Origin of the sequence: Acidovorax sp. JHL-9, from assembly GCF_000426205.1 — a bacterium.
Classification (GTDB): Bacteria; Pseudomonadota; Gammaproteobacteria; order Burkholderiales; family Burkholderiaceae_C; genus Acidovorax; species Acidovorax soli.
Map to the genome: position 1 here is coordinate 16,217 of NZ_AUEX01000003.1, position 20,945 is coordinate 37,161.

Here is a 20,945-nt window from a genome sequence, read left to right on the forward strand (position 1 = left end):
CTCCACACCGCCCCTGCCTGAAAACAAGGGGCGAGTGCCTACAAGATGTGGGTGACCAACCTGAAATCCGCGTCGTCTGAATAGGGCTTGACCACAAAGCCCAGGCTGCGCATGAGTTTGAGCATGCCGGGGTTGTTGGCCAGCACCAGGCCTTCCATCTCGGCCAGGCCCTTGTCGCGCGCCACATCCATGATGCTCAGCATCAGGCGCGAACCCAGGCCCTTGCCATTGAAGTCGTCGGCCACCACCAGGGCAAATTCGCAGCTCGACTGGTCGGGATTGGTGACGTAGCGCGACACCCCCACGATGCGTTCGGTTTCGGTGCTGTCGCCGTCGTCGCCCACCGTGCGTTCGCGGAATACGGCCACCAGCGCCATTTCGCGGTCGTAGTCGATCAGGGTGAAGCGTGCCAGCATCGAGGCCGGCAGTTCCACCATCGACGAGATGAAACGGAAATACCGGCTTTCGGGCGACAGGTTCTGCACCAGTTGCTGCAGCATCTGCGCATCGTCGGGATGGATGGGGCGCACCAGGTATTCACCGCCTCCGCGCATCGGCCACAGCTGTTCGTAGCGTGCGGGATACGGCAGGATGGCCAGGTGGCTGAAGCTGTCGGCCCGCCCACCCGAGGTGTTGGCCGCGTGGTCGATGGCAATGCGCGCATCCACCGCCACGACGCCCTGCGCGTCCACGATGAGCGGGTTGATGTCCATCTCGCGCAGCTGGGGCAAGGCACACACCATTTCCGATACGCGCAGCAGCACCTGCTCCAGCGCGTCATGGTCCACCGCGCTGGCACCGCGCCACTCACCCAGCGTTTCGGCCACACGCGAACGCTCGATCAGCCGGCGTGCCAGGAACTGGTTGAGCGGGGGCAGCTCCATGGCGCGGTCGTCGATCAGTTCGATCATGGTGCCGCCCGCACCAAACGTGATCACCGGGCCAAACGGGTCGTCGGTGACAAGGCCGATGCAGATCTCGCGTCCGCGCCGGGCGCCCGCCATGTTCTGCACCGTCACCCCGTTGATGCGCGCCTGCGGCTGCAGGTGTGCCACGCGCTGCACCATGTCGGTGTAGGCATCGCGGGCCGCGGTGCCGCTGTGGATGTTGAGGGCCACGCCGCCCACGTCGGATTTGTGGCTGATGTCGGGCGAGTCGATTTTCAGCGCCACCGGAAAGCCCATCTGCGTGGCGATCATCATGGCCTCGTGCGCACTGCGCGCCAGGATGGTCTTGGTGACCGGGATATGGAACGCTGCCAGCAGCGTCTTGGACTCCATCTCGGTCAGCACCTTGCGCCGCTCGGCCAGCACGCTTTCGATGACCAGGCGCGCGCCCTCGATGTCCGGCTTGGCCAGCGTGGACAGCGGCGGCGGCGTCTGCTGCAGCAGTTGCTGGTTCTGGTAGAACGAGGCGATGTTGCCAAACGCCCCCACGGCGGCCTCGGGCGTGCGAAAGCTAGGGATGGCGGCCTCCAGCAAGATGGCGCGCGCCGGCACCACCGAGGTGTCGCCCATCCAGCAGGCCAGCAGCGGCTTGACCATGCTGCGCTTGACCTCGGCCAGCGCGGTGGCCACCGCACAGGCGTCCGAGCCAGCCTTGGGAGAATGGATGGCCAGCACACCATCCACCTGCCGGTCTTTGCAGGCCGCTTCGATGGCCAGGCGATAGTGCTCGGCGCCGGCGTCTTCCGACAGGTCGATCAGATCCGACAGCGACGCCAGGGGTGGCAACCTGGGCGCCAGCGCACGCGCCGATTCGGGCGACAGCTTGCCCAGGCTCAGCAGGATCTCATTGACCCAGTCGGCCGCCAGCACACCGGGCCCGCCGCCGTTGGTGACGATGGCCAGGCGCTTGCCCACCGGCCGGTAGCGCGAAGCCAGGCACTTGGCCGCCGAGAACAGCTCGACGAACGAGCGCACGCGCACCGCGCCGGCGCGGCGCAAGGCGGCGTCGAACACATCGTCGCTGCCCACGATGGTGCCGCTGTGCGTCTGGGCGGCCTCGTTGCCCGCCGGCTTGCGCCCGGCCTTGAGCACCACCACCGGCTTGGCATTGGCGGCCGAGCGCAGTGCGCTCATGAAACGGCGGGCGTTGGAGATGCCTTCCATGTAGACGACGATGCTCTGCGTGCGCGCATCGTGGGCCAGAAAGTCGAGCACCTGGGCAATGTCCACGTCGGTGTTCGGCCCCAGCGACACCACGGTGGAGAACCCCACGGCGTTGTTGCGGGCCCAGTCCAGGATCGACGCCGTGAGCGCGCCCGACTGGCACACCAGCGCCAGCGAGCCATCGCGCGCCAGCGGACCGGCCGCGCTGGCATTGAGCTGCAGGTGCGGCCGCTGGAACCCGAGCGAGTTGGGTCCCAGCAGGTACAGGTTCTCGTGGCGCGCGATCTTCTTGAGGTGGCTGGCCTGGTCTGCGTCCATGCCGCTCGACAGCACCAGCGCCGCGCGGCAGCCGATGCGTCCCGCCACTTCCAGCGCAGCCGGCACCTCGGCGGGCGGTAGTGCGATGATGGCCAGATCGGCCTTTCTTTGCGCCAGGTCGGCCAGCGTGCCGCTGGTGTGGGTATCGACAAACTGCAGGCTGCCGGCAAAGCGCTGTGCGCGCAGGGCCGGATGCAGCGCTTGCGCATACGAGGTGAGGTTTTCAGGTTCGTCGGCCTTGCCCGCCAGTACGGCAATGGAAGCAGGTGCAAAAAGCGGCGTCAGGTAGTGTTTGTCCATGGGTCTTGCAGCGGCGTCGGGCCGCCCATCAATGATCAGCCAGCGGTGGTGGGAACTGTGGCACAGCTGCGGGCGTGTCGGCATAAAGCCGAGTACACGAGGTGACATTTCCGGCAGGCACGGGCCTGAAACACAGGTGCTGGCCCGGCATTTTGCGCTCCCGCTGCGCGCCGTTTCATGGCGCCGCAGCAAGGCCCAGCAAGGCCGATATGGCGGCGGCGGTCAGCCGCGCTGCACCGCGATGCTGCTGCATGAATTCCTGGGCCAGGTCGCGGGCGACGGCCAGCCGGGAGGCGTCGGTGGCCAGGCCACAGGCCAGCGCCACCCCCTGCCCGATATCCGCCACGCGGTGCGCCACGCCCTGTTCACAGGCCAGCGTGGCTGCCTCGGCAAAGTTGAAGGTGTGTGGCCCCAGCACCACGGGGCAGCCGCAGGCAATGGCCTCGATCAGGTTCTGCCCGCCCAGCGGCGCAAAGCTGCCGCCGAGCAAGGCCACATCGGCCAGGCTGTAATACAGCACCATTTCACCCAGCGAGTCGCCCAGCCAGACATCGGCGGGCCCGGGGCCGTCTGCCCACTGGCTACGGCGCGATACGGTCAGGCCGGCATTGCACAGCAGCTGCTGCACTTCGGCAAAGCGCTGGGGGTGGCGCGGGACCACCAGCCATTGCACCGGTTGATCCGTCGGGTTTGCTTCACTATGGATAGCTTCCCGCAGATGCGAATGAGGCGCTGGGGCCATTTTTTGCTTCAAGGCAGCCAGCCACATCGATTCTTCACCGTCGCGGCTGCTGGCCAGCATGACCACGGGCCGGGTGCTGTCCGCGCGCCATGCACGCCCCCTGGCCCGTTGCCCGGCATCGGGCACCACGTCGAACTTGAGGTTGCCAAACACGCCTCGCACCGGCGCGCCGATGGATTGCAGGCGCTCGGCATCGGCACCGGTCTGGGCCCAGACGGCCGCCAAGCCGCCATAGGCCGGGCGGGCCAGCGCCGCCAGCCGCAGCGACTTGCGCAGGGATTTTTCATTGAAGCGGGCATTGGCCAGCACCAGCGGTATGCCACGCTGCCGGCAGCCCGCCACCAGATTGGGCCAGACCTCGGTTTCCATGAGGATGCCGATGGCCGGCCGGAACTGGCGCAGGAAGCGGCGCACCGCGCCCGGCGTGTCCCAGGGCTGCCACACCTGCACATCGCCCGGCTGCAGCAGTTTCTCGCCCTCGGCCCGGCCCGTGGCGGTGCCGTGGGTGAGCAGCAGGCGCATGCCGGGCAGCTGCCGGCGCAACTCGGCCAGCAAGATGGCCGCGGCCCGCGTCTCCCCCAGCGACACGGCGTGGATCCACACAAAGCGGCCGAGCGGGTCGGTGCTGCTTTGGGGAATCAGGCTGTCGATAGGGCGCGCATAACGGCCAAAGCGCTCGTCCACCGCGTGGCCGTAGCCGGGCTCGGCGACGGCGCGGTGCCGCAGCTTGCGCCGCAGCAGCGGCTGGGCGGCCCAGGTCAGGGCGGAATAGAGGGTGCGGGCAAGGGACATTTCAGCGATCCAGGATGCCGCAGGCCACCCGCATCCTGTGAAACGGGCGCGGCCCATGCGCGGGCAGCCGCGCAAGGGCCGCCCCGCAGCAAGGGCTGCATCCCCCTGCCCGCAGCGCGCAGCGCTGCGAGAGCGGGGGGAAGGCGCGAAGCGACTCAGGGGGGTGTTTCACTTCAATGCGCCGCGCTGCCCACCTGGGCATCGGGCTTCACACGGTGCAGCAAGGCCAGCATGGCCGCCTCGATGCGTGCCAGCGCCTCGGGCGTGTGGCCTTCGAAGCGCAGCACCAGTACGGGCGTGGTGTTGCTGGCGCGGATCAGGCCAAAGCCGTCGGGCCAGTCCACCCGCAGGCCGTCGATGGTGTTGATCTGCGCCGGGGCCGTGAAACTTTCGGTGGCCAGTGCCTGCAGCTCGGCCGTCAGGCGGTGCGGCTCGCCTTCTGCACAGGCGACATTGAGCTCGGGCGTGCTGAAGCTGGTGGGCAGGCCGTTGAGCACGGCACCCGGGTCGGCGCTGCGCGACAGGATCTCGAGCAGGCGGCAGCCGGCGTAGGTGCCGTCGTCAAAGCCGAACCAGCGCTCCTTGAAGAAGATATGGCCGCTCATCTCGCCGCCCAGGGGCGAGCTGAGCTCCTTCATGCGCGCCTTGATGAGCGAATGCCCGGTCTTGAACATCACCGGCTGGCCGCCTGCGGCGGCAATGGCCGGCGCCAGGCGCTGGGTGCATTTCACATCGAACAGGATGGGCGCGCCCGGCACGCGGCTGAGCACATCCTGCGCGAACAGCATCATCTGGCGGTCGGGGAAGATGTTGCTGCCATCGCGTGTGACGATGCCCAGCCGGTCGCCGTCGCCGTCGAAGGCCAGGCCCAGTTCGGCGTCGCCGGCCTGCAGGGCGGCAATCAGGTCGCGCAGGTTTTCGGGCTTGCTGGGGTCGGGGTGGTGGTTCGGGAAGTTGCCGTCCACCTCGGAAAACAGCTCGGTCACCTCGCAGCCCAGCGCGCGGAAGATGGCCGGGGCCGAGGCGCCGGCAATGCCGTTGCCGCAATCAACCACGATCTTCAGGGGGCGGGCCAGCTTCACGTCGTCCACGATGCGTTGGCGGTAGGCGGGCAGCACATCCACAGGGCGCACGCTGCCGCCGGGCAGCAGCTGCCAGCTCTCGGCCTCCATGGTGCGGCGCAGAGCCTGGATTTCGTCGCCATAGATGGCGCGGCCGTTGAGCACCATCTTGAAGCCGTTGTAGTCGCGCGGGTTGTGGCTGCCCGTGACCTGGATGCCGCTGGCACACAGCGTGCTGGCCGCGAAATACAGCAGTGGCGTGGTGACCAGGCCCACGTCGATCACCTCGATGCCGGCTTCGATCAGGCCCTGCACCAGGGCGCCGCTGATGGCCGGGCCGGACAGCCGGCCATCGCGCCCTACGGCCACCGTGGTCTGGCCTTCGGCGCGGGCCGCGGTGCCAAAGGCCCGGCCCAGGCCCAGGGCCACTTCTTCGTTCAGGGTGGAGGGCACGATGCCGCGGATGTCGTAGGCCTTGAAGATGGCAGGTGTGGGTTGCACAGAAGGGTCTTTCGCTGGGAGAGAGGTCGAAGGTTCGCTGCATTGTAGGGGGGGCCTCACCACTGCCCTTGCATTGCAGGCACAGGTCCGAAAACGGCCAGTGCGGCGGTGCAGCAGGCCTATCATGGCCCCCATGACCTCGCCCGCACCCCCCCTCGCCACACCGGCTGACACCCTGATCGATCCATCGATCGACCTGTCGGTCGACGACGGCTGCTACCGCGCCCTGCAGGCCCGGGATGCGCGCTTTGACGGGCGGTTTTTCACCGGCGTCACCTCCACCGGCATCTATTGCCGCCCGGTCTGCGCCGTGCGCACGCCCCGGCGCGAAAACTGCCGCTTCTTCGCGCTGGCCGCACAGGCCGAGCGTGCGGGTTTTCGGCCCTGCCTGCGCTGCCGGCCCGAACTGGCGCCGCAGGCGCTGGTGTGGTCGGTGCAGGACGCCAGCGGCATTCTGGTGCAGCAGGCCGCCCGGCTGCTCGATGCCCCCGAGGCCTGGTCCGATGAGCGCGGCGCCACGGTGACGCGGCTGGCCGCCCGCCTGGGCGTGAGCGACCGGCACCTGCGCCGCATCTTCGAGGCCGTCCTGGGGGTGTCGCCGCTGCAATACCTGCAGACGCGGCGGCTGCTGACGGCCAAGCAGCTGCTGACCGACACGCCCATGCCCGTCAGCCAGGTGGCCCTGGCCAGCGGCTTTGCCAGCGTGCGCCGTTTCAATGCCGCCTTTGCCGGGCACTATGGCCTGAACCCGACCCAGTTGCGCCGTGGCGGCGTCCGGCCCGCGGGCGAGTCCACAGACGTGGCTGTGGCCACGCTGCGGCTGGCCTACCGGCCGCCGCTGGATGTGCCGGCCCTGCTGGATTTTTTTGCCCGCCGCCAGTTCCACGGCGTGGAATGGGCGGGCGACGCCGCCACCCCGGTGCTGCGCCGCACGGTGCGCCTGCCAAGCCAGGACGCTAGCGGGCTGCAAGTGCATTGCGGCTGGCTGGACGCCCGCTTCGACCCCGCCCGCCACCAGGTGCTGGTGCAGACCAGCGACAGCCTGTACCCCGTGCTGCCGCAGGTGATACGCCGTGTGCGTGCCATGCTCGACCTGAACGCCGACCCGGCGGCCATCAACGCCGTGCTCCACCCCTTTTTCCCCGAGGGCGATGGCTTGCGCGTCCCGGGCGCCTTCGATGGCTTCGAGCTGGCCGTGCGCGCCGTGCTGGGCCAGCAGATCACCGTGGCAGCCGCGCGCACGCTCGGGCAGCGGCTGGTGGAGCGCTTTGGCGAACCCATCGCCACGCCCTGGCCCGAACTCACCCGGCTGTTTCCTGCCCCTGCGGTGCTGGCGCAGGCACCCGGCGAGGCGCTGGGGCAGCTGGGCATCGTGCGCCAGCGCCAGGCCGCCATCGTGGCGTTGGCACGGGCGGTGGATGCGGGCCAGCTGCGGCTGCAGGGCGGTGTGGATGTGGCCACCACCACGGCGGCGCTGTGCGCCCTGCCCGGCATAGGCGACTGGACGGCGCAGTACATCGCCATGCGCGTGCTGCGCTGGCCCGATGCGTTTCCGGCCGGCGACGTGGCCCTGCAAAAGGCCATGGGCCTGCAGGCCCAACCCCAGCCGGCCCGCGCGGCCGCCCAAGCCTCGCGGGTCTGGCAACCCTGGCGCAGCTACGCCGTGGTGCGTGCCTGGGCGGCGGGTGGCAGCGCCCGTGCCGGCCATGCAATGGCAGCGCAAACGCTATTAAATGAGTAGCTAATGGAGATTGTTTCATCAGCATTTCAAGATGGTTTCATCCTAAAATACCATGCCCATGCAATTTCATCCCTCTACCGTGCAGACCCGCACCGCCACCCGCCTGGGCACCGTGCGGCTGGCCGCCTCGCCCCTGGGCCTGGCCGGCCTGTGGTTTGATGGCCAGCGCCATCTGCCGCCGCAACTCGACGGGCCCCATGCCTGGCCGCAAGACCCACAGCACCCGGTGCTGGTGGCGGCCGTCAACCAACTGCAGCAATACCTGCGTGGTGAGCGCACCCGCTTCGAGCTGCCGCTCGACCTGGCGGGCGGCACGCCGTTCCAGCGGGACGTGTGGCGGGCGCTGCTGTCCATCGGTTGCGGCCACACCACCAGCTACGGCGCGCTCAGCCAGCAGCTGGGCCGCCCGGCCGCCGTGCGCGCCGTAGGGGCCGCTGTGGGGCGCAACCCGGTCAGCGTGGTGGTGCCCTGCCACCGGGTGCTGGGCAAGGATGGCGCCCTCACGGGCTACGCCGGCGGCCTGGATCGCAAGAGCGCGCTGCTGCAGCTGGAGGGCGCTGCGCTGCGTCCGGCGCAGGCGCTGGCATGAGCGCGCCAGCCACCCAACCCGTGGCGGCCTGGCTGGGCGAGTTCCTGCTGCTGGCGGCCCTGTGGGGGGCATCGTTTCTGTTCATGCGGCTGGGAGCCTCCGAATTCGGGCCGCTGCCCACCGCCGGGCTGCGCGTGCTGCTGGCCACGGTGTTCCTGTGGCCCATGCTGCTATACCAGGGCCAGTGGCCGCAGCTGCGCCGGCACTGGAAGCCGGTGCTGCTGTCGGGCGTGGTGAATTCAGCCATCCCGTTCGCCCTGTATTCCTGGGCGGTGCTGCACATCACCACGGGGCTGGCCTCCATTCTCAACGCCACGGTGCCGCTGTTTGGCGCCCTGGTCGCGTGGGCCTGGCTGGGCGACCGCATCAACCGTCTGCGCTGGCTGGGCCTGGGCATCGGTTTCGTTGGCGTGGCGCTGCTGGCCTGGCGTGCACCGGGGGGCGCGGGCATCCAATCGGCTGCCGCACCCTGGGCCATTGCCGCCTGCCTGGGGGCCACCACCTGCTATGCCGTGGCCGCCAGCTTTGCCCGGCGTTACCTGGCGGGGGTGCCGCCGCTGGCTGCAGCCACGGGCAGCCAGCTCGGCGCAGCGCTGGGGCTGTTCGTGCCCATGCTGTGGTTCTGGCCCGCCACCATGCCGGGGCTGCGCGCCTGGGCGGCCATCGTGGCCATCGCCATCCTCTGCACGGGCATTGCCTACATCCTCTACTTTCGCCTGATTGCCCACGCCGGCCCCAGCCGTGCGCTGGCCGTGACGTTCCTGGCGCCGGTGTTTGCCCTGGTGTACGGCGCGGTGTTCCTGCACGAGGACATCACGCCCTGGATGCTCGGCTGCGGGCTGGTCATCGTGTGCGGAACCATGTTGTCCACCGGCCTGATCAGGGCCGCACGCGCTCCCGCGCAGGCTGCGAAACGGACCTAAACTCGGCGCATGGATCTTGCGCCAGCCCCCCAGGACAGCCTGACCGTGCAGCAGGCCAACCAGCACCTGCGCCAGCGCGAACAGCAGATGGGCCTGGCGTTGGATGCCCTGGGCGGCGGGCACTGGGAATGGGACATCCGGCGCCAGAAGCTGGCATGCCATGGCCGCTTCTATGCCGCCTTCGGCATGGATGCCATCGACACCGACGATGCCTGGGACCGCTGGCACGCCCGGTGGCACCCCGACGATGCCACGCGCCTTGCCGGCACGATAGAGCGCGCCATGCGCGGGCAACTGGACACCTACGAAGCCGAGTTCCGTGTGCTCGACACGGCGTGCCGTTGGCGCTGGGTCATCTCGCGGGGCCTGGTGGGTGAACGCGATGCAGCCGGCCACCCTCTCACCCTGCAGGGCATGGCCGTGGACGTCACGGCCCAGCGCGATGTCGAAGACGCACTGCGCGCATCGGAGGCCAAATACACCACCATCTACCAGACCTTGCCCGACCCCGCAGGCATCTCGCGGATATCGGACGGGCGCTATCTCGACGTGAATCCGGCGTTTTGCGAACTGCTCGGGGCAGAGCGCAGCGCAGTGGTGGGGCGCACGTCTGCCGAGCTCAACATCTGGGCGTCGAGCCAGGAGCGCGCGCGCATGCTGGAAACCTACCAGCGCGAAGGCAAGGTGGATCGCCTGCCCATGGTGGCGCAGCGCCAGGGTGTGCGTGTGCCAGGCCTGATGTCGGCCCGGCCCATCGTGGTGGACGGGGAAAACTGCCTGCTGTTTGTCTTTCACGACATGACGCAGGCGCAGCGCGCCAGCGACGATCTGCGGGCGCTCAACGACCTGCTGCAGCAGGCCAGCCGCATGGCGCGCCTGGGCGCCTGGGAGAACACGCGCGGCAAGGGCAAGGGGTATTGGTCGGAAATCTGCTGCGAAATCCACGGCCTGTCCCCCGGCACCCCGCCGCCGAAGGACTATATCCAGCAGTTCGTGGCGCCCGCCTGGCAGGAGACCCTGCGCAGCAAAATACGCGACTGCTTCGTGCACCAGGCCGCATGGAGCCTGGTGTACAAGATCATCCGCGCCGATGGCCGCCAGGCCTGGGTGCGCGCCATCGGCGAGCCGGTGCTGCTGGACGGCAAGGTCATCGGCATGCGCGGTGTGGTGCAGGACATCGATGCGGCCAAGCGCTCCGAACAACAGCTGCGCCAGTCCGAAGACCGGTTCTCGCGCATCTTCCATCTCATGCCCTACCCCATGGGCATGACGCGCCAAAGCGATGGCGCCTATGTGGAAGTGAACCCCGCATGGGAGCAGTTGCTGGGCTTCACACGTGCGCAGGCGGTGGGCAGCTCGGCCGTCAAACTGGGTATTTTCCAGGTGCAGGAACGCGCCCGCATGATGGAGGCGATCCGGCAGACCGGCCAGATCAACGCCTTCGAGGTCAGGATGCGCACGCGCACCGGTGAGGAACACACGGCACTGCAATCGATGCTGGCCACGGAGTTCGATGGCCAGGCTTGCTGGCTGTTTGCGCTGCAGGACATCACCGATCGCAAGCGCAGCGAAGAGCAGGTGCGCGAACGCGAGGCGCTGCTGCAGAGGCTGGCCCATTACGACACCCTGACGGGCCTGCCCAACCGCGTTCTGCTGGCCCACCGGCTGCAGGACTGCATGGCCCAGGCCCGGGCGCGCGGCACCCGGCTGGGGGTGGCCTACCTGGACCTGGATGGCTTCAAACCCGTCAACGACCGCCTGGGCCACGGCGCGGGCGACCGATTGCTGGTGGAGGTGGCGGGCCGGCTCGCGCGTGCGCTGCGCCCGCAAGATTGCGTGGCCCGGCTGGGTGGTGACGAATTCGCGATCCTCCTGCCGGGCCTGGCCTCGCACACCGATGGCGAACGCTTGCTGCAACGCCTGATGGACAGCATTTCCTCGCCCTACACGCTCGATACCGAACGGGTGGCCGTGACGGCCAGCATCGGCTACACCATGTTCCCCTCGGACGATGCGGACGCCGACACCCTGCTGCGCCATGCGGACCAGGCCATGTACGCCGCCAAGCAGGCGGGGCGCAACCGGTTTCACCAGTTCGACGCGGCCCAGGAGCGCGCCCGGCGTGAGCAGCGCGAACAGGGCCTGCGTCTGCGCGAGGCGCTGGCACAGGCGCAATTCGTGCTGTTTCTGCAGCCCAAGGTGCTCATGCAGACGGGCCAGGTGGTGGGGGCCGAGGTGCTGGCACGCTGGCAGCACCCCGAACGCGGCCTGTTGCCTCCCGGCGCCTTTTTGCCACTGCTGGACGGCACCCCGCTGGAAATCGACTTTGGTGAGTGGGTGGTGGAAGCGGCACTGGCGCAACTGGAACGCCTGCTGGATGCGGGCCTGGCCATACCCGTGAGCATCAACATCTCGGCCCAGCAACTGCAGCACCCCGGTTTTTCCGCCTGGATGGTGCAGTGCCTGGCCCGACATCCCCGGGTGGCGCCCAGGCTGGTGGAGCTGGAAATCACCGAAAGCGCGGCGCTGTACGACCTGCCCGCCGTCGCCGCGACGCTGGCCGAACTGCGTGCGCTGGGCGTGGCCATCTCGCTCGATGACTTCGGCACCGGCTATTCATCGCTCACCTACCTGCGCCGCCTGCCCATGGACACGCTGAAGATCGACCAGAGCTTCGTGCGGGGCATGATGGCCGATCGGGGGGACCGGGCCATCGTGCAGGGGGTGATCGGCCTGGCCCAGTCGTTTGGCTACCAGGTGGTCGCCGAGGGCGTGGAAACCAAAACCCAGGGCCAGCTGCTGCTGCAGCTCGGCTGTGCCCATGCCCAGGGCAACTGCATTGCGCACCCCATGCCCATCGATGCCTTCATCGAATGGGCCAGCCGCTGGCAACCACCCGCCGAGTGGCAGCGTCAGAACGCGGAGGATTATTTGATATAAAAACGGCTGCAGCTCTTGATAATAAAGCGCTTACAGCTATTGTTTTTGATAGCTTCTGCACCCCATCGGGCACAACGCTCAGGAGTCCACCAGGTCTTTCACCTGCTGCAGCGCTGCCGGGTCGTCCATGGTGGTCAGGTCGCCCGGGTCGCGGCGCTCGGCCACGGCCTGCAGGGCGCGGCGCAGCAGCTTGCCGCTGCGCGTCTTGGGCAGCACCGTCACGAAGTACACGCGCGCGGGGCGGGCCACGGCCCCGAGCTGGCTGTCCACCTGCTTCATCACCTCGCCTTCGAGCTTCAGGCGCGCGGCGTCGTCCACCAGACCCGAAGCATCGCGCGGCACGGCAAAGGCCATGGCCACCTGGCCCTTGAGGCTGTCGGCCACGCCCACCACGGCCACTTCGGCGATGTTGGGGTGCGATGAAATGGATTCCTCGATCTCGCGTGTGCCCAGGCGGTGACCGGCCACGTTGATCACGTCGTCGGTGCGGCCCAGGATGAAGTGGTAGCCATCGGCATCGCGGATACCCCAGTCAAATGTGCTGTAGATCAGGCGGCCGGGAATGCTCTTCCAGTAGGTGTTGACGAAGCGCTCATCGTCGCGCCACACGGTCTGCATGCAACCGGGCGGCAGCGGGCCTTCGATGGCCACCACGCCCTTCTGGTTCGCCCCGGTCAGTTCTTCGCCGTTGGATTCATCGATCAGCTTGACGTTGTAGCCATACATGGCCTTGCCGGGGCTGCCAAAGCGGGTGGTCTGCTGCTCCACGCCGTTGGCCAGCGTGAGGATGGGCCAGCCGGTCTCGGTCTGCCAGTAGTTGTCGATGATGGGCACCGAGAGCGCGTCGCTGATCCACTGGGCCGTGGGCTCGTCCAGCGGTTCGCCGGCCAGCCACAGGGCCTTGAGGGTGGAGACATCGTATTTCTGGAGCCACGAGGCGTCGTGCTTTTTCAGAACGCGCACCGCCGTGGGAGCCGAGAACATGTGCGTGACCTTGTACTTTTCAACAATGCTCCACCACACGCCTGCGTCGGGCCGGGTGGGCAGGCCCTCGTACATGATGGTGGTCATGCCGGCGATCAGCGGGCCGTAGATGATGTAGCTGTGCCCCACCACCCAGCCGATGTCGCTGGTGGCAAAGTAGGTCTGGCCGGCCTGGGCATCGAAGATGTGCTTCATGCTCGCCGCCAGCGCCACGGTGTAACCGCCGGTGTCGCGCTGCACGCCCTTGGGTTTGCCGGTGGTACCGCTGGTGTAGAGCGTGTAGCTGGGGTGGGTGGATTCCACCCACTCGCAGGGCACGGTGGCGTTCAGGTGCTGCGCGCGCAGCGCCGCCCAGTCGTGGTCGCGGCCGGCGCGCATGGCCATGGGTGCCAGGCCCCGGTCCACCATGAGCACGGCGGCAGGCTTGTGCTTGGACAGTGCGATCGCTTCATCCAGCAGCGGCTTGTAAGGCACTCCCTTGCCACCGCGCGAGCCGGCATCGGCGCTGACGATGGCCACGGGTTCGGCATCCTCGATGCGCGAAGCCAGCGAACCCGAGGCAAAACCGCCAAACACCACCGAATGCAGTGCGCCGATGCGCACGCAGGCCAGCATGGCAAAGGCGGCCTCGGCAATCATGGGCATGTAGATGAGCACGCGGTCGCCCTTCTTCACCCCCAGGCTCTGCAGCACGGCGGCCATGCGCTGCACTTCGGCATGCAGTTCGGCAAAGCTGTAGCTGCGCTCGGTATCGGTTTCGGTGGAAATGGCCACCAGCGCCGGCTGGCTGGCGCGGTCCTTGAGGTGGCGGTCGATCGCGTTGTGGCACAGGTTGGTGGTGCCACCGACAAACCACTTTGCAAACGGCGGGTTGCTGTAGTCGCAGACCTGCCGGGGTGGCGTCTGCCAATCAATCAGCCGGGCCTGCTCGGCCCAGAAGGTGTCGCGTTGGTCGATGGACTGGCGATAAAAGTCGGCGTAGGTGCTGTGAGCGGTCATCGTGGGTGTCTCCTCGGCATCTCTCTCGCCCTGCGGACGGGCAGATTCTGAATTCATAATTATTCATGACGAGCTTGCTCCAAGCTGACACACCGTGGCAGCTACCCGTCCCCACGGCGTATGCAGTCAGGCCGTTCCATGCAGAGGGGTGCATCCCACGCCAGGAGGGTTCAACAGGTAGTCATTGAAAATAGAAATACTTATTTCAAATATATGAACATATACTTCTTATCATGTGGTCCACCCTCATCATGACGCTGCCCACGCAGCCCAACGCCGTGCGGCTGCGCATCTGGCGCCATCTCAAGTCATTGGGGTGCGCTGCCCTGCGCGATGGTGCCTACCTGCTGCCCGAAGCACATGCGGGCCTGCTGGCCCCAGTTGCGGCCGAGGTGCGGCAGCATGGCGGCACGGCCATGTTGCTGACCCTGACCGCCAACGACAACGCACAGCGCCAGGAGATTGAAGCACTTTTCGACCGCACCGAAGCCTTTACCCAGTGGCGCGACACAGCCACCGCCCTGCAGGCCGAGCTGCCGCAACTCACCGAAGCCGAAGCGCGCCGCCGCCTGCGCGGCGTGGCCGACGCACTGCAGGCCCTGCACCGCACCGACTACTACCCTGGCGCCGCCGCCGCCCAGGCCGATGCCGACCTGGCCGGCCTGCGGCAGGCCCTGGATGCCTGCTTCTCGCGCGGTGAGCCGGCCGCCCTGCCCGCCCATGGCATCCCGCGTCTGCAGCCCTCCGCGTTCCAGAACCAGCGCTGGGCCACGCGCGCCCGGCCCTGGGTGGACCGCCTGGCCTGCGCGTGGCTGATCCGCCGCTTCATCGATCACGGTGCGACGTTTGTGTGGCTGTCAGATCCGTTGCTGGCACCCGCCGAGGTGCTGGGCTTTGACTATGACAGCGCCCGGTTCACCCATGTGGGCGCCCTGGTGACCTTCGAGGTGCTGATGGCGAGCTTCGGGCTGGACGCCGACCCGCGCCTGCAGCGGCTGGCGCGCGCCGTGCACTACCTGGACGTGGGCGGCATGCCCGTGCCCGAGGCGGCCGGGCTGGAGGCCGTGCTGGCCGGCCTGCGCGAGGTGCATGCCGGCGACGACGCCCTCACCCAGGCCGCCGCGCAGGTGTTCGACGCTCTGTATGCCGTGCCGCAATCCTCGGCGTTCTCTCCCTCGTCCTCTTCTAACGCACCTGGCGCCGCCCCATGACCACCAACACTTCTGCTGCCCACCCGCCGCCCTCTGCCGACGCGCCCCCCGCGCTGGAGCGCCCAGCCCCCGTGGGCTTTGGCGAGGCCTTCCTGTTCTGGCTCAAGCTCGGCTTCATCAGCTTTGGCGGACCCGCAGGGCAGATTGCCATCATGCATGCCGAGCTGGTGGAGCGCCGTCGCTGGATCAGCGAAAAGCGCTTTCTGCACGCCCTCAACTACTGCATGCTGCTGCCCGGCCCCGAGGCGCAGCAGCTGGCCACCTACATCGGCTGGTTGCTGCACCGCTCCTGGGGCGGCATCGTGGCGGGGGCGCTGTTCGTGCTGCCCTCGCTGTTCATTCTGATAGGGCTGTCATGGGTGTACCTGCGCTTTGGCGATGTGCCCGTGGTGGCAGGGATCTTCTACGGCATCAAGCCCGCGGTGACGGCGCTGGTGCTGCACGCGGCGCACCGCATCGGCACGCGGGCGCTGAAGAACGGCTGGATGTGGGGCATCGCCGCCGCGTCCTTCGTGGCCATCTTCGCGCTTGACACGCCCTTCCCGGCCATCGTGCTGGCGGCTGGGCTGATTGGCCACTTCGGCGCCCGGCGCTGGCCCGCCGTGTTTGCCCTGGGGGGCGGCCACGGCAACGGGCACAAAGGCTATGGCCCGGCGCTGATCGATGACGACACCCCGCCGCCCGCGCACGCCAGTTTCTCCCGCCGCCACCTGGCCCGGGTGCTGGCAGCGGGGCTGGCGCTGTGGCTGGCGGCCATGGCCGTGCTGGTGGCCACGCAGTGCTGGCAGGGCACGCTCACACAGATGGGCTGGTTCTTCACCAAGGCGGCGCTGGTCACCTTTGGCGGCGCCTACGCCGTGCTGCCCTACGTGTACCAGGGCGCTGTCGAGCACTACCACTGGCTCAGCGGCCCACAGATGATCGACGGCCTGGCGCTGGGCGAGACCACGCCCGGCCCGCTGATCATGGTGGTGGCTTTCGTCGGCTTCGTGGGCGGCTGGCTGCAGCAGGTGTGGGGGCCGGACGCGCTGTTTGCGGGCGCTGCAGCTGCTGCCACTGTGGTGACCTTCGTCACCTTCCTGCCCTCGTTCATCTTCATCCTGGCCGGCGGCCCGCTGGTGGAGGCCACGCATGGCAAGCTGGGCTTCACCGCACCGCTGTCGGCCATCACCGCCGCCGTGGTGGGCGTGATCCTGAACCTGGCGCTGTTTTTTGCTTATCACCTGCTGTGGCCCCAGGGCTTTGGCGGCGCCTTCGATGCCGTGTCCGCCGTGATCGCCATCGGCGCGCTGGGGGCGCTGTTCTGCTTCAAGCTGGGCGTAATGCCCTTGCTGGGCCTGTGCGCGGCCATGGGGCTGGCCGTGACTTTCCTCCAACCCTGGCTTGCCTGAGCCCCTTGCCATCCACCTCCCGGGAGCCTCCCCAAGCAAGCACGCGCCCAAGCCCTTACTTTTGACCCGGCCACGCTGCCCGGCCTGTCCTAAAAAGCTGCTGCGCAGCCACCACCACCACCCTGCCCCACGCCTGCTGGCGCGACCCTGCGGCCGTCGACACCTTGTCACCCAGCGACAACGTGGTGGTGTATTGCGTCCACGGCCACGAGGTCAGCCGGGCCGCCGCCTTGCGGCTGCGGGCAGCGGGCATCCCGGCACGTTTTCTGCACGGGTACTGGAAGGCTGGGTTGCTGCGGGCCACCCGGTGCTGTCCCTGGCCGCCGCCTGAGCAAACGCCCGTCTGCAAGCGCGGCCAGCGCGCTGGGCTGGGGGCAGGGAGGGCCGTGCCCCAATCACTACTATTTTGATAGTTGCTGGCGCATGATGGACATGCGCAAACGGCCAAAAAATCCTTAAAAACAGGCTACTTGATCAGCCCCAGCACATCCTTGAACGCCGGGTGCTCGCAGCTGCCCAGCCATTCAAACGCCACCATCTCGGTGGTCACCAGCTCGGCCCCTGCACCGGCCAGGCGGTCAAAGGCGGCGTCGCGGTTGCGTTCGGTGCGCGAGCCGCAGGCGTCGGTCACCACCCACACCTCGAACTCGTCGTCGATCAGGTTCAGCGCGGTCTGCAACAGGCAGACATGGGCTTCGCAGCCGGCAATGACGATGGTGCTGCGCTCGGGCGCCTGCTGGGCCGGTTTCTGCAGGTGCTTGGGAAGGCTGCGCGCATTGCCACCCTGGGGCTTGGCCGGTGGGCGCAGCCATTCGCCCAGGCCTTCCTCGGCGGCGCTGAAGTGCATCTTGGCCAGGGTCTTCTGGCACAGGGCGCGCAGCGCGGCATCGTTGGCGCCCAGGCGCGAGGGGTTTTGCTCGGTGCCCCACACGGGCACCTCCATGAGCCGGGCCACCTGTGCCAGGCGCAGCGCATTGGCCAGCACGGCGGGGCCCTCGTGGATGGCGGGCATCAAGCGTTCCTGGTAGTCCACCAGAACGAGTTGGGATTCAGAGGCGTCGAGCAGCATGGTGTCCTTCAGAAACGGGCCAGTTCACGGCAAAGGCGCTGATTGTCGCAGCCCGCCTCGGCGCTGCAGCAGCGACCGAAGCGCCTGCGCCAGGGGTTCGGCCATGGCCACGGCGTTGCTGGCATGGGGAATGCAATCGGTGCTCCAGACCTCGCCAGCACCGGCGTCGTGCAGGGCCTGCAGGGCATCGCCGGCAAACAGGGCATGGGTGACGGCCACGTCCACCGACGCCGCCCCCGCCGCCCGCAGCAGCCGGGTGGCCAGTGCCAGGGTGCGGCCGGTGCTGGCCATGTCGTCGAGCAGCACCACGGCGCGCCCTGCGGCGGCGATGGGTGGCAGCTCGATCGTGACCTCCCGGTCGCCGTGGCGCACCTTGGTGCAGACCGCGTGGTCAAAGCCATGGCGCGCGGCGGCCTGGGCTATCCACTGGGCCGACTCGCCATCGGGCCCGACCAGCAAGGCGTGCGGGCGCCGCTGGGCGATCAGGTCGGACAGCGGCTCGGCCCCGCTGAGCGCGATGGCATCGGGCACGGCCATCGCCTCCTGCAGCGTCGCCACCCGGTGCAGGTGCGGATCGACCGTGATGACGGCATCCACCAGCCCGGCCAGAAACCCGCCCACCACCTGCTGGCTGACCACTTCGCCCGGCGCGAAGGCAATGTCCTGCCGCATGTAGGCCAGGTAGGGTGCCACCAGCGTGACATGCCGGGCGCCCAGGGCGCGTGCGGTGCGGGCCGCCAGCAGCAGCTCGACCAGTTTCTCGTTGGGATCGTGCAGGCTGCGCAGCAGCACCACCTGGGGGGGCAGGCGCCCCGCCCCGTCCACCGGCAGCCGCAATTTGAGCTCGCCATCGGGGAAGCGGTGGCGCTCGATCATCTTCACGGGCAATTGCGCAGCCTGGGCCAGTCGCCCGGCGGCATCGGTTTCATCATCAAAATGCAGCAGGCAGGCCTGCAATGGGTCAGCCAGCATGGTCAGAACTCCACAAATACCTGGGGCACGGCGTCGGCAGCGCCCAGCCGGTAGCCAATGTCCCGGACACTGGCCTGCCGGGCAAACTCCAGGTCGGCGGGGTAGCCGGCGTGCACGCGGTACAGCACATCGCCCTGCGCCACCGTGGCGCCCAGCTTGTGCACCAGGTCCACGCCCGCGCCCTGCACCTTGGGCGCGCCTGCCAGCCGCGCCACACGGGCGATCTGGAAGTTGTCGATACCCACCACGGTGCCGCTGGCGGGGGCGCAGACCTCGAAGGTCAGCGGCCCCAGCTGCGGGTGCAGGTGATCGAAGCCCTTGCTGCCCTGCGCAGCGATGATCTCTTCCATGCGCCGCAAGGCCCGACCCGAATCGAGAATGTCGCGCGCAATGGCGTAGCCGTCGCCGCCGCGCACGTCGGGGTCGCATTCGATCAGGCGGCCCGCCAGCCGCAAGGATTTCTGCCGCAGGTCGTTGGGTGCATCGGGGTCGTTTTGCAGCACCCGCATGACGTCGCGTGCCTCCAGCACCGGGCCGATGCCGTTGCCCACGGGCTGGCGGCCGTCGGTGATGACAACGTCCAGCGACAGGCCCATGCGCCGCGCCACATATTCAAACAGGCGGCGCAAGCGCTGGGCCTCGGGCATGGAGCGCACCTTGGCCGTGGGGCCGATGGGAATATCGAGCACCAGGTGGGTGGCGCCGGCGGCCACCTTCTTGGACAGGATGGAGGCCACCATCTGACCGGCCGAATCGATGGACAGCGGGCGCTCCACCGAAATCAGCACATCATCGGCCGGCGAAAGATTGGCCGTACCGCCCCAGGCCAGGCAGCCGCGGTAGTCGCGCACGATATCGGCCAGCTGCTCGGACGGCAGCTCCACCTTGGCCAGCACCTCCATGGTGTCGGCCGTGCCGGCCGGCGAGGTGATGGCGCGCGACGATGTCTTGGGGCACAACATGCCATGGGCCGCCACGATGGGCACCACCAGCATGGTCGTGCGGTTGCCGGGGATGCCGCCAATGCAGTGCTTGTCCACCACCAGCGGCTCATGCCAGTCGAGCCGCCGGCCGCTGGCCACCATGGCGTCGGTCAGGAAGAACACTTCTTCGCGGTCGAGCTCATCGCGGTGGCAGGCCACGACAAAGGCCGTCAGCTCGATCTTGGAATAGTGGTGGCCCGCAATGTCGCGCACGATGGCCGCGTAATCCGCCCGCGTCAGGCGCTCGCCAGAGATCTTGCGAAACAGCGCCCCCATGGACTCGGGCGGTTCGGCCTGCGTGACCGACACGGTGTGGCCGTTTTCCACATCCAACTGGGCAAAGGCGTCTTCTGACAGACCCAGCTCATGGCAGCCCACGATGGTGGTGTCGTCCACCACGTTCACGGTGGCCAGGATGTGGCGGCCATTGGCGCGCACCTCGATCTTGGACAGCGCCTGAAAGCCCTCAGCCCGGTACATCGCGCAATCGCGGTGCAGGTAGGCAACGTTTTCGTGCCAGGTGTCGATGGCCACGCGGCGCAGGGCGAGTTGGGACGGAATCTGGGTGGAAACGGGCGCAGCAGGCATGTCCCGGGGTTCGCTGGTCTCGATGTGCATGGGCAGCAGCCTACACCGTAAATGCCGCCACCGAAACGGGAAAACGATTCAAATCAACAACTTGCGCAGAACACCTGATTCCGGGCCTGTAAGAAAAGCGTGTTACCCTCCGCACCCATGTCCCGTTGGTTCATCGCCTTACTCCTCACCTTTGCCTCTGCCGCCCAAGCTGCCCCTGCAGCGGCATCCCCCGAAGATATCGAGCGTTTTCTGGCCGATAAAGGCCTGCTGACCCAGCTCGATGACGTGCGCCATTCCGTGGCAGACAAAGCCCATGGGGTCGCCGACCGCACCGCAGATCTGCTCAGCAACGCCATGGGATTCATTGGCGTACCCTACCGCCGCGGTGGCACCACTGCGGCAACCGGCTTTGACTGCAGCGGCTTCGTGATCGCCGTCTATGAGAAAACCGTGGGCAAGATCCTGCCCCGCAGGGCCGATGAGCAAGCTGCCAGCACCCTGGTGATCGACAAAAAGGAACTGCAGCCCGGCGATCTGGTGTTCTTCAACACCATGCGCCGCGCCTTCAGCCATGTGGGTATCTATGTGGGCGACGGCAAGTTCATCCACTCGCCCCGCTCCGGCAGTGAAGTGCGGGTCGAAGACATGCGCCAGTCCTACTGGCAACGCCGTTTCGACGGGGCCCGCCGGGTCACCGCGGAAGCAAAAAACCAGCCCTGAGCTTGGCAGCGCCGCAAGC

General features: G+C 68.0%; 14 protein-coding genes. 7 read left to right on the forward strand and 7 right to left on the reverse strand.

Going from position 1 to position 20,945, the window contains the following annotated elements; translation table 11 throughout:
- Positions 1 to 38: 38 nt before the first annotated feature.
- From K225_RS0103000 to K225_RS0103010, 3 genes are all read right to left on the reverse strand, one after another.
- A complete protein-coding gene (locus K225_RS0103000; RefSeq protein WP_026435028.1) occupies positions 39 to 2,729 on the reverse strand; it encodes a bifunctional acetate--CoA ligase family protein/GNAT family N-acetyltransferase in 2,691 nt (896 codons plus the stop codon).
- A gap of 175 nt (positions 2,730 to 2,904) precedes the next feature.
- Positions 2,905 to 4,263 (reverse strand): 3-deoxy-D-manno-octulosonic acid transferase, encoded by a 1,359-nt coding sequence (locus K225_RS0103005; protein WP_026435029.1) that lies wholly within the window; start codon positions 4,261 to 4,263, stop codon positions 2,905 to 2,907.
- Between the two features lie 173 nt (positions 4,264 to 4,436).
- Positions 4,437 to 5,825 carry a phosphomannomutase/phosphoglucomutase gene (locus tag K225_RS0103010; protein WP_026435030.1) on the reverse strand — a complete coding sequence of 463 codons (1,389 nt, stop codon included), beginning with the start codon at positions 5,823 to 5,825 and terminating at the stop codon, positions 4,437 to 4,439.
- 133 nt (positions 5,826 to 5,958) lie between these two features.
- Here K225_RS0103010 and K225_RS20255 point away from each other — a divergent pair, with 133 nt between their 5' ends.
- Genes K225_RS20255 through K225_RS20260 form a run of 4 tightly spaced genes read left to right on the forward strand, consistent with a single transcriptional unit; the run spans position 5,959 to position 12,018 of the window.
- Positions 5,959 to 7,566, forward strand: a complete 1,608-nt coding sequence (locus K225_RS20255; RefSeq protein ID WP_081679586.1) for a DNA-3-methyladenine glycosylase 2 family protein — start codon at positions 5,959 to 5,961, stop codon at positions 7,564 to 7,566.
- Between the two features lie 58 nt (positions 7,567 to 7,624).
- Positions 7,625 to 8,155, forward strand: coding sequence for a methylated-DNA--[protein]-cysteine S-methyltransferase (locus tag K225_RS0103020; RefSeq protein WP_026435031.1), 531 nt, complete (start codon positions 7,625 to 7,627; stop codon positions 8,153 to 8,155).
- Positions 8,152 to 9,078 carry a DMT family transporter gene (locus K225_RS0103025; RefSeq protein WP_026435032.1) on the forward strand — a complete coding sequence of 309 codons (927 nt, stop codon included), beginning with the start codon at positions 8,152 to 8,154 and terminating at the stop codon, positions 9,076 to 9,078. Before K225_RS0103020 ends, K225_RS0103025 begins: the two co-directional genes overlap by 4 nt.
- Positions 9,079 to 9,087: 9 nt before the next feature.
- Complete coding sequence (locus K225_RS20260; RefSeq protein ID WP_051248635.1) at positions 9,088 to 12,018, forward strand: EAL domain-containing protein; 2,931 nt, start codon at positions 9,088 to 9,090, stop codon at positions 12,016 to 12,018.
- 78 nt (positions 12,019 to 12,096) lie between these two features.
- On the opposite strand, the gene K225_RS0103035 is transcribed toward K225_RS20260, so the two are convergent.
- Entirely contained in the window at positions 12,097 to 14,001 is a 1,905-nt protein-coding gene (locus K225_RS0103035) for a propionate--CoA ligase (RefSeq protein ID WP_026435033.1), read from the reverse strand.
- A gap of 233 nt (positions 14,002 to 14,234) precedes the next feature.
- On the opposite strand from K225_RS0103035, the gene K225_RS20265 reads away from it, so the two are divergent.
- Together K225_RS20265 and chrA are read left to right on the forward strand one after the other, a co-directional pair.
- Positions 14,235 to 15,212, forward strand: coding sequence for a chromate resistance protein ChrB domain-containing protein (locus K225_RS20265; protein ID WP_034711676.1), 978 nt, complete (start codon positions 14,235 to 14,237; stop codon positions 15,210 to 15,212).
- Entirely contained in the window at positions 15,209 to 16,603 is a 1,395-nt protein-coding gene (chrA, locus tag K225_RS0103045) for a chromate efflux transporter (protein ID WP_026435034.1), read from the forward strand. The genes K225_RS20265 and chrA overlap by 4 nt, the downstream gene beginning before the upstream one ends.
- A gap of 466 nt (positions 16,604 to 17,069) precedes the next feature.
- Here chrA and K225_RS0103055 read toward each other — a convergent pair whose 3' ends face one another.
- The 3 genes from K225_RS0103055 to K225_RS0103065 are packed head-to-tail and all read right to left on the reverse strand — an operon-like array spanning position 17,070 to position 20,215.
- Positions 17,070 to 17,672, reverse strand: coding sequence for an isochorismatase family protein (locus tag K225_RS0103055; RefSeq protein WP_026435036.1), 603 nt, complete (start codon positions 17,670 to 17,672; stop codon positions 17,070 to 17,072).
- Between the two features lie 24 nt (positions 17,673 to 17,696).
- Positions 17,697 to 18,644 carry a ribose-phosphate diphosphokinase gene (locus tag K225_RS20270; RefSeq protein WP_051248637.1) on the reverse strand — a complete coding sequence of 316 codons (948 nt, stop codon included), beginning with the start codon at positions 18,642 to 18,644 and terminating at the stop codon, positions 17,697 to 17,699.
- A gap of 2 nt (positions 18,645 to 18,646) precedes the next feature.
- Positions 18,647 to 20,215 (reverse strand): thymidine phosphorylase family protein, encoded by a 1,569-nt coding sequence (locus K225_RS0103065; protein WP_026435037.1) that lies wholly within the window; start codon positions 20,213 to 20,215, stop codon positions 18,647 to 18,649.
- A 147-nt stretch (positions 20,216 to 20,362) separates the two neighbouring features.
- Between K225_RS0103065 and K225_RS0103070 the strand changes: the two genes are divergently transcribed.
- Positions 20,363 to 20,926: a C40 family peptidase gene (locus K225_RS0103070; RefSeq protein ID WP_026435038.1), complete on the forward strand. Its 564-nt coding sequence runs from the start codon at positions 20,363 to 20,365 to the stop codon at positions 20,924 to 20,926.
- The last annotated feature ends 19 nt before the right edge of the window (positions 20,927 to 20,945 follow it).

What these genes read in the sequence shown, in the direction of transcription:
- K225_RS0103025 (WP_026435032.1), top strand. Translation starts at nt 8,152, where the DNA reads ATGAGCGCGCCAGCCACCCAACCCGTGGCGGCCTGGCTGGGCGAGTTC.
- chrA (WP_026435034.1), top strand. Translation starts at nt 15,209, where the DNA reads ATGACCACCAACACTTCTGCTGCCCACCCGCCGCCCTCTGCCGACGCG.
- K225_RS0103055 (WP_026435036.1), bottom strand. Translation starts at nt 17,672, where the DNA reads ATGCTGCTCGACGCCTCTGAATCCCAACTCGTTCTGGTGGACTACCAG.
- K225_RS0103065 (WP_026435037.1), bottom strand. Translation starts at nt 20,215, where the DNA reads ATGCCTGCTGCGCCCGTTTCCACCCAGATTCCGTCCCAACTCGCCCTG.
- K225_RS0103035 (WP_026435033.1), bottom strand. Translation starts at nt 14,001, where the DNA reads ATGACCGCTCACAGCACCTACGCCGACTTTTATCGCCAGTCCATCGAC.
- K225_RS0103070 (WP_026435038.1), top strand. Translation starts at nt 20,363, where the DNA reads ATGTCCCGTTGGTTCATCGCCTTACTCCTCACCTTTGCCTCTGCCGCC.
- K225_RS20260 (WP_051248635.1), top strand. Translation starts at nt 9,088, where the DNA reads ATGGATCTTGCGCCAGCCCCCCAGGACAGCCTGACCGTGCAGCAGGCC.
- K225_RS20255 (WP_081679586.1), top strand. Translation starts at nt 5,959, where the DNA reads ATGACCTCGCCCGCACCCCCCCTCGCCACACCGGCTGACACCCTGATC.
- K225_RS0103020 (WP_026435031.1), top strand. Translation starts at nt 7,625, where the DNA reads ATGCAATTTCATCCCTCTACCGTGCAGACCCGCACCGCCACCCGCCTG.
- K225_RS20265 (WP_034711676.1), top strand. Translation starts at nt 14,235, where the DNA reads ATGTGGTCCACCCTCATCATGACGCTGCCCACGCAGCCCAACGCCGTG.
- K225_RS20270 (WP_051248637.1), bottom strand. Translation starts at nt 18,644, where the DNA reads ATGCTGGCTGACCCATTGCAGGCCTGCCTGCTGCATTTTGATGATGAA.
- K225_RS0103000 (WP_026435028.1), bottom strand. Translation starts at nt 2,729, where the DNA reads ATGGACAAACACTACCTGACGCCGCTTTTTGCACCTGCTTCCATTGCC.
- K225_RS0103005 (WP_026435029.1), bottom strand. Translation starts at nt 4,263, where the DNA reads ATGTCCCTTGCCCGCACCCTCTATTCCGCCCTGACCTGGGCCGCCCAG.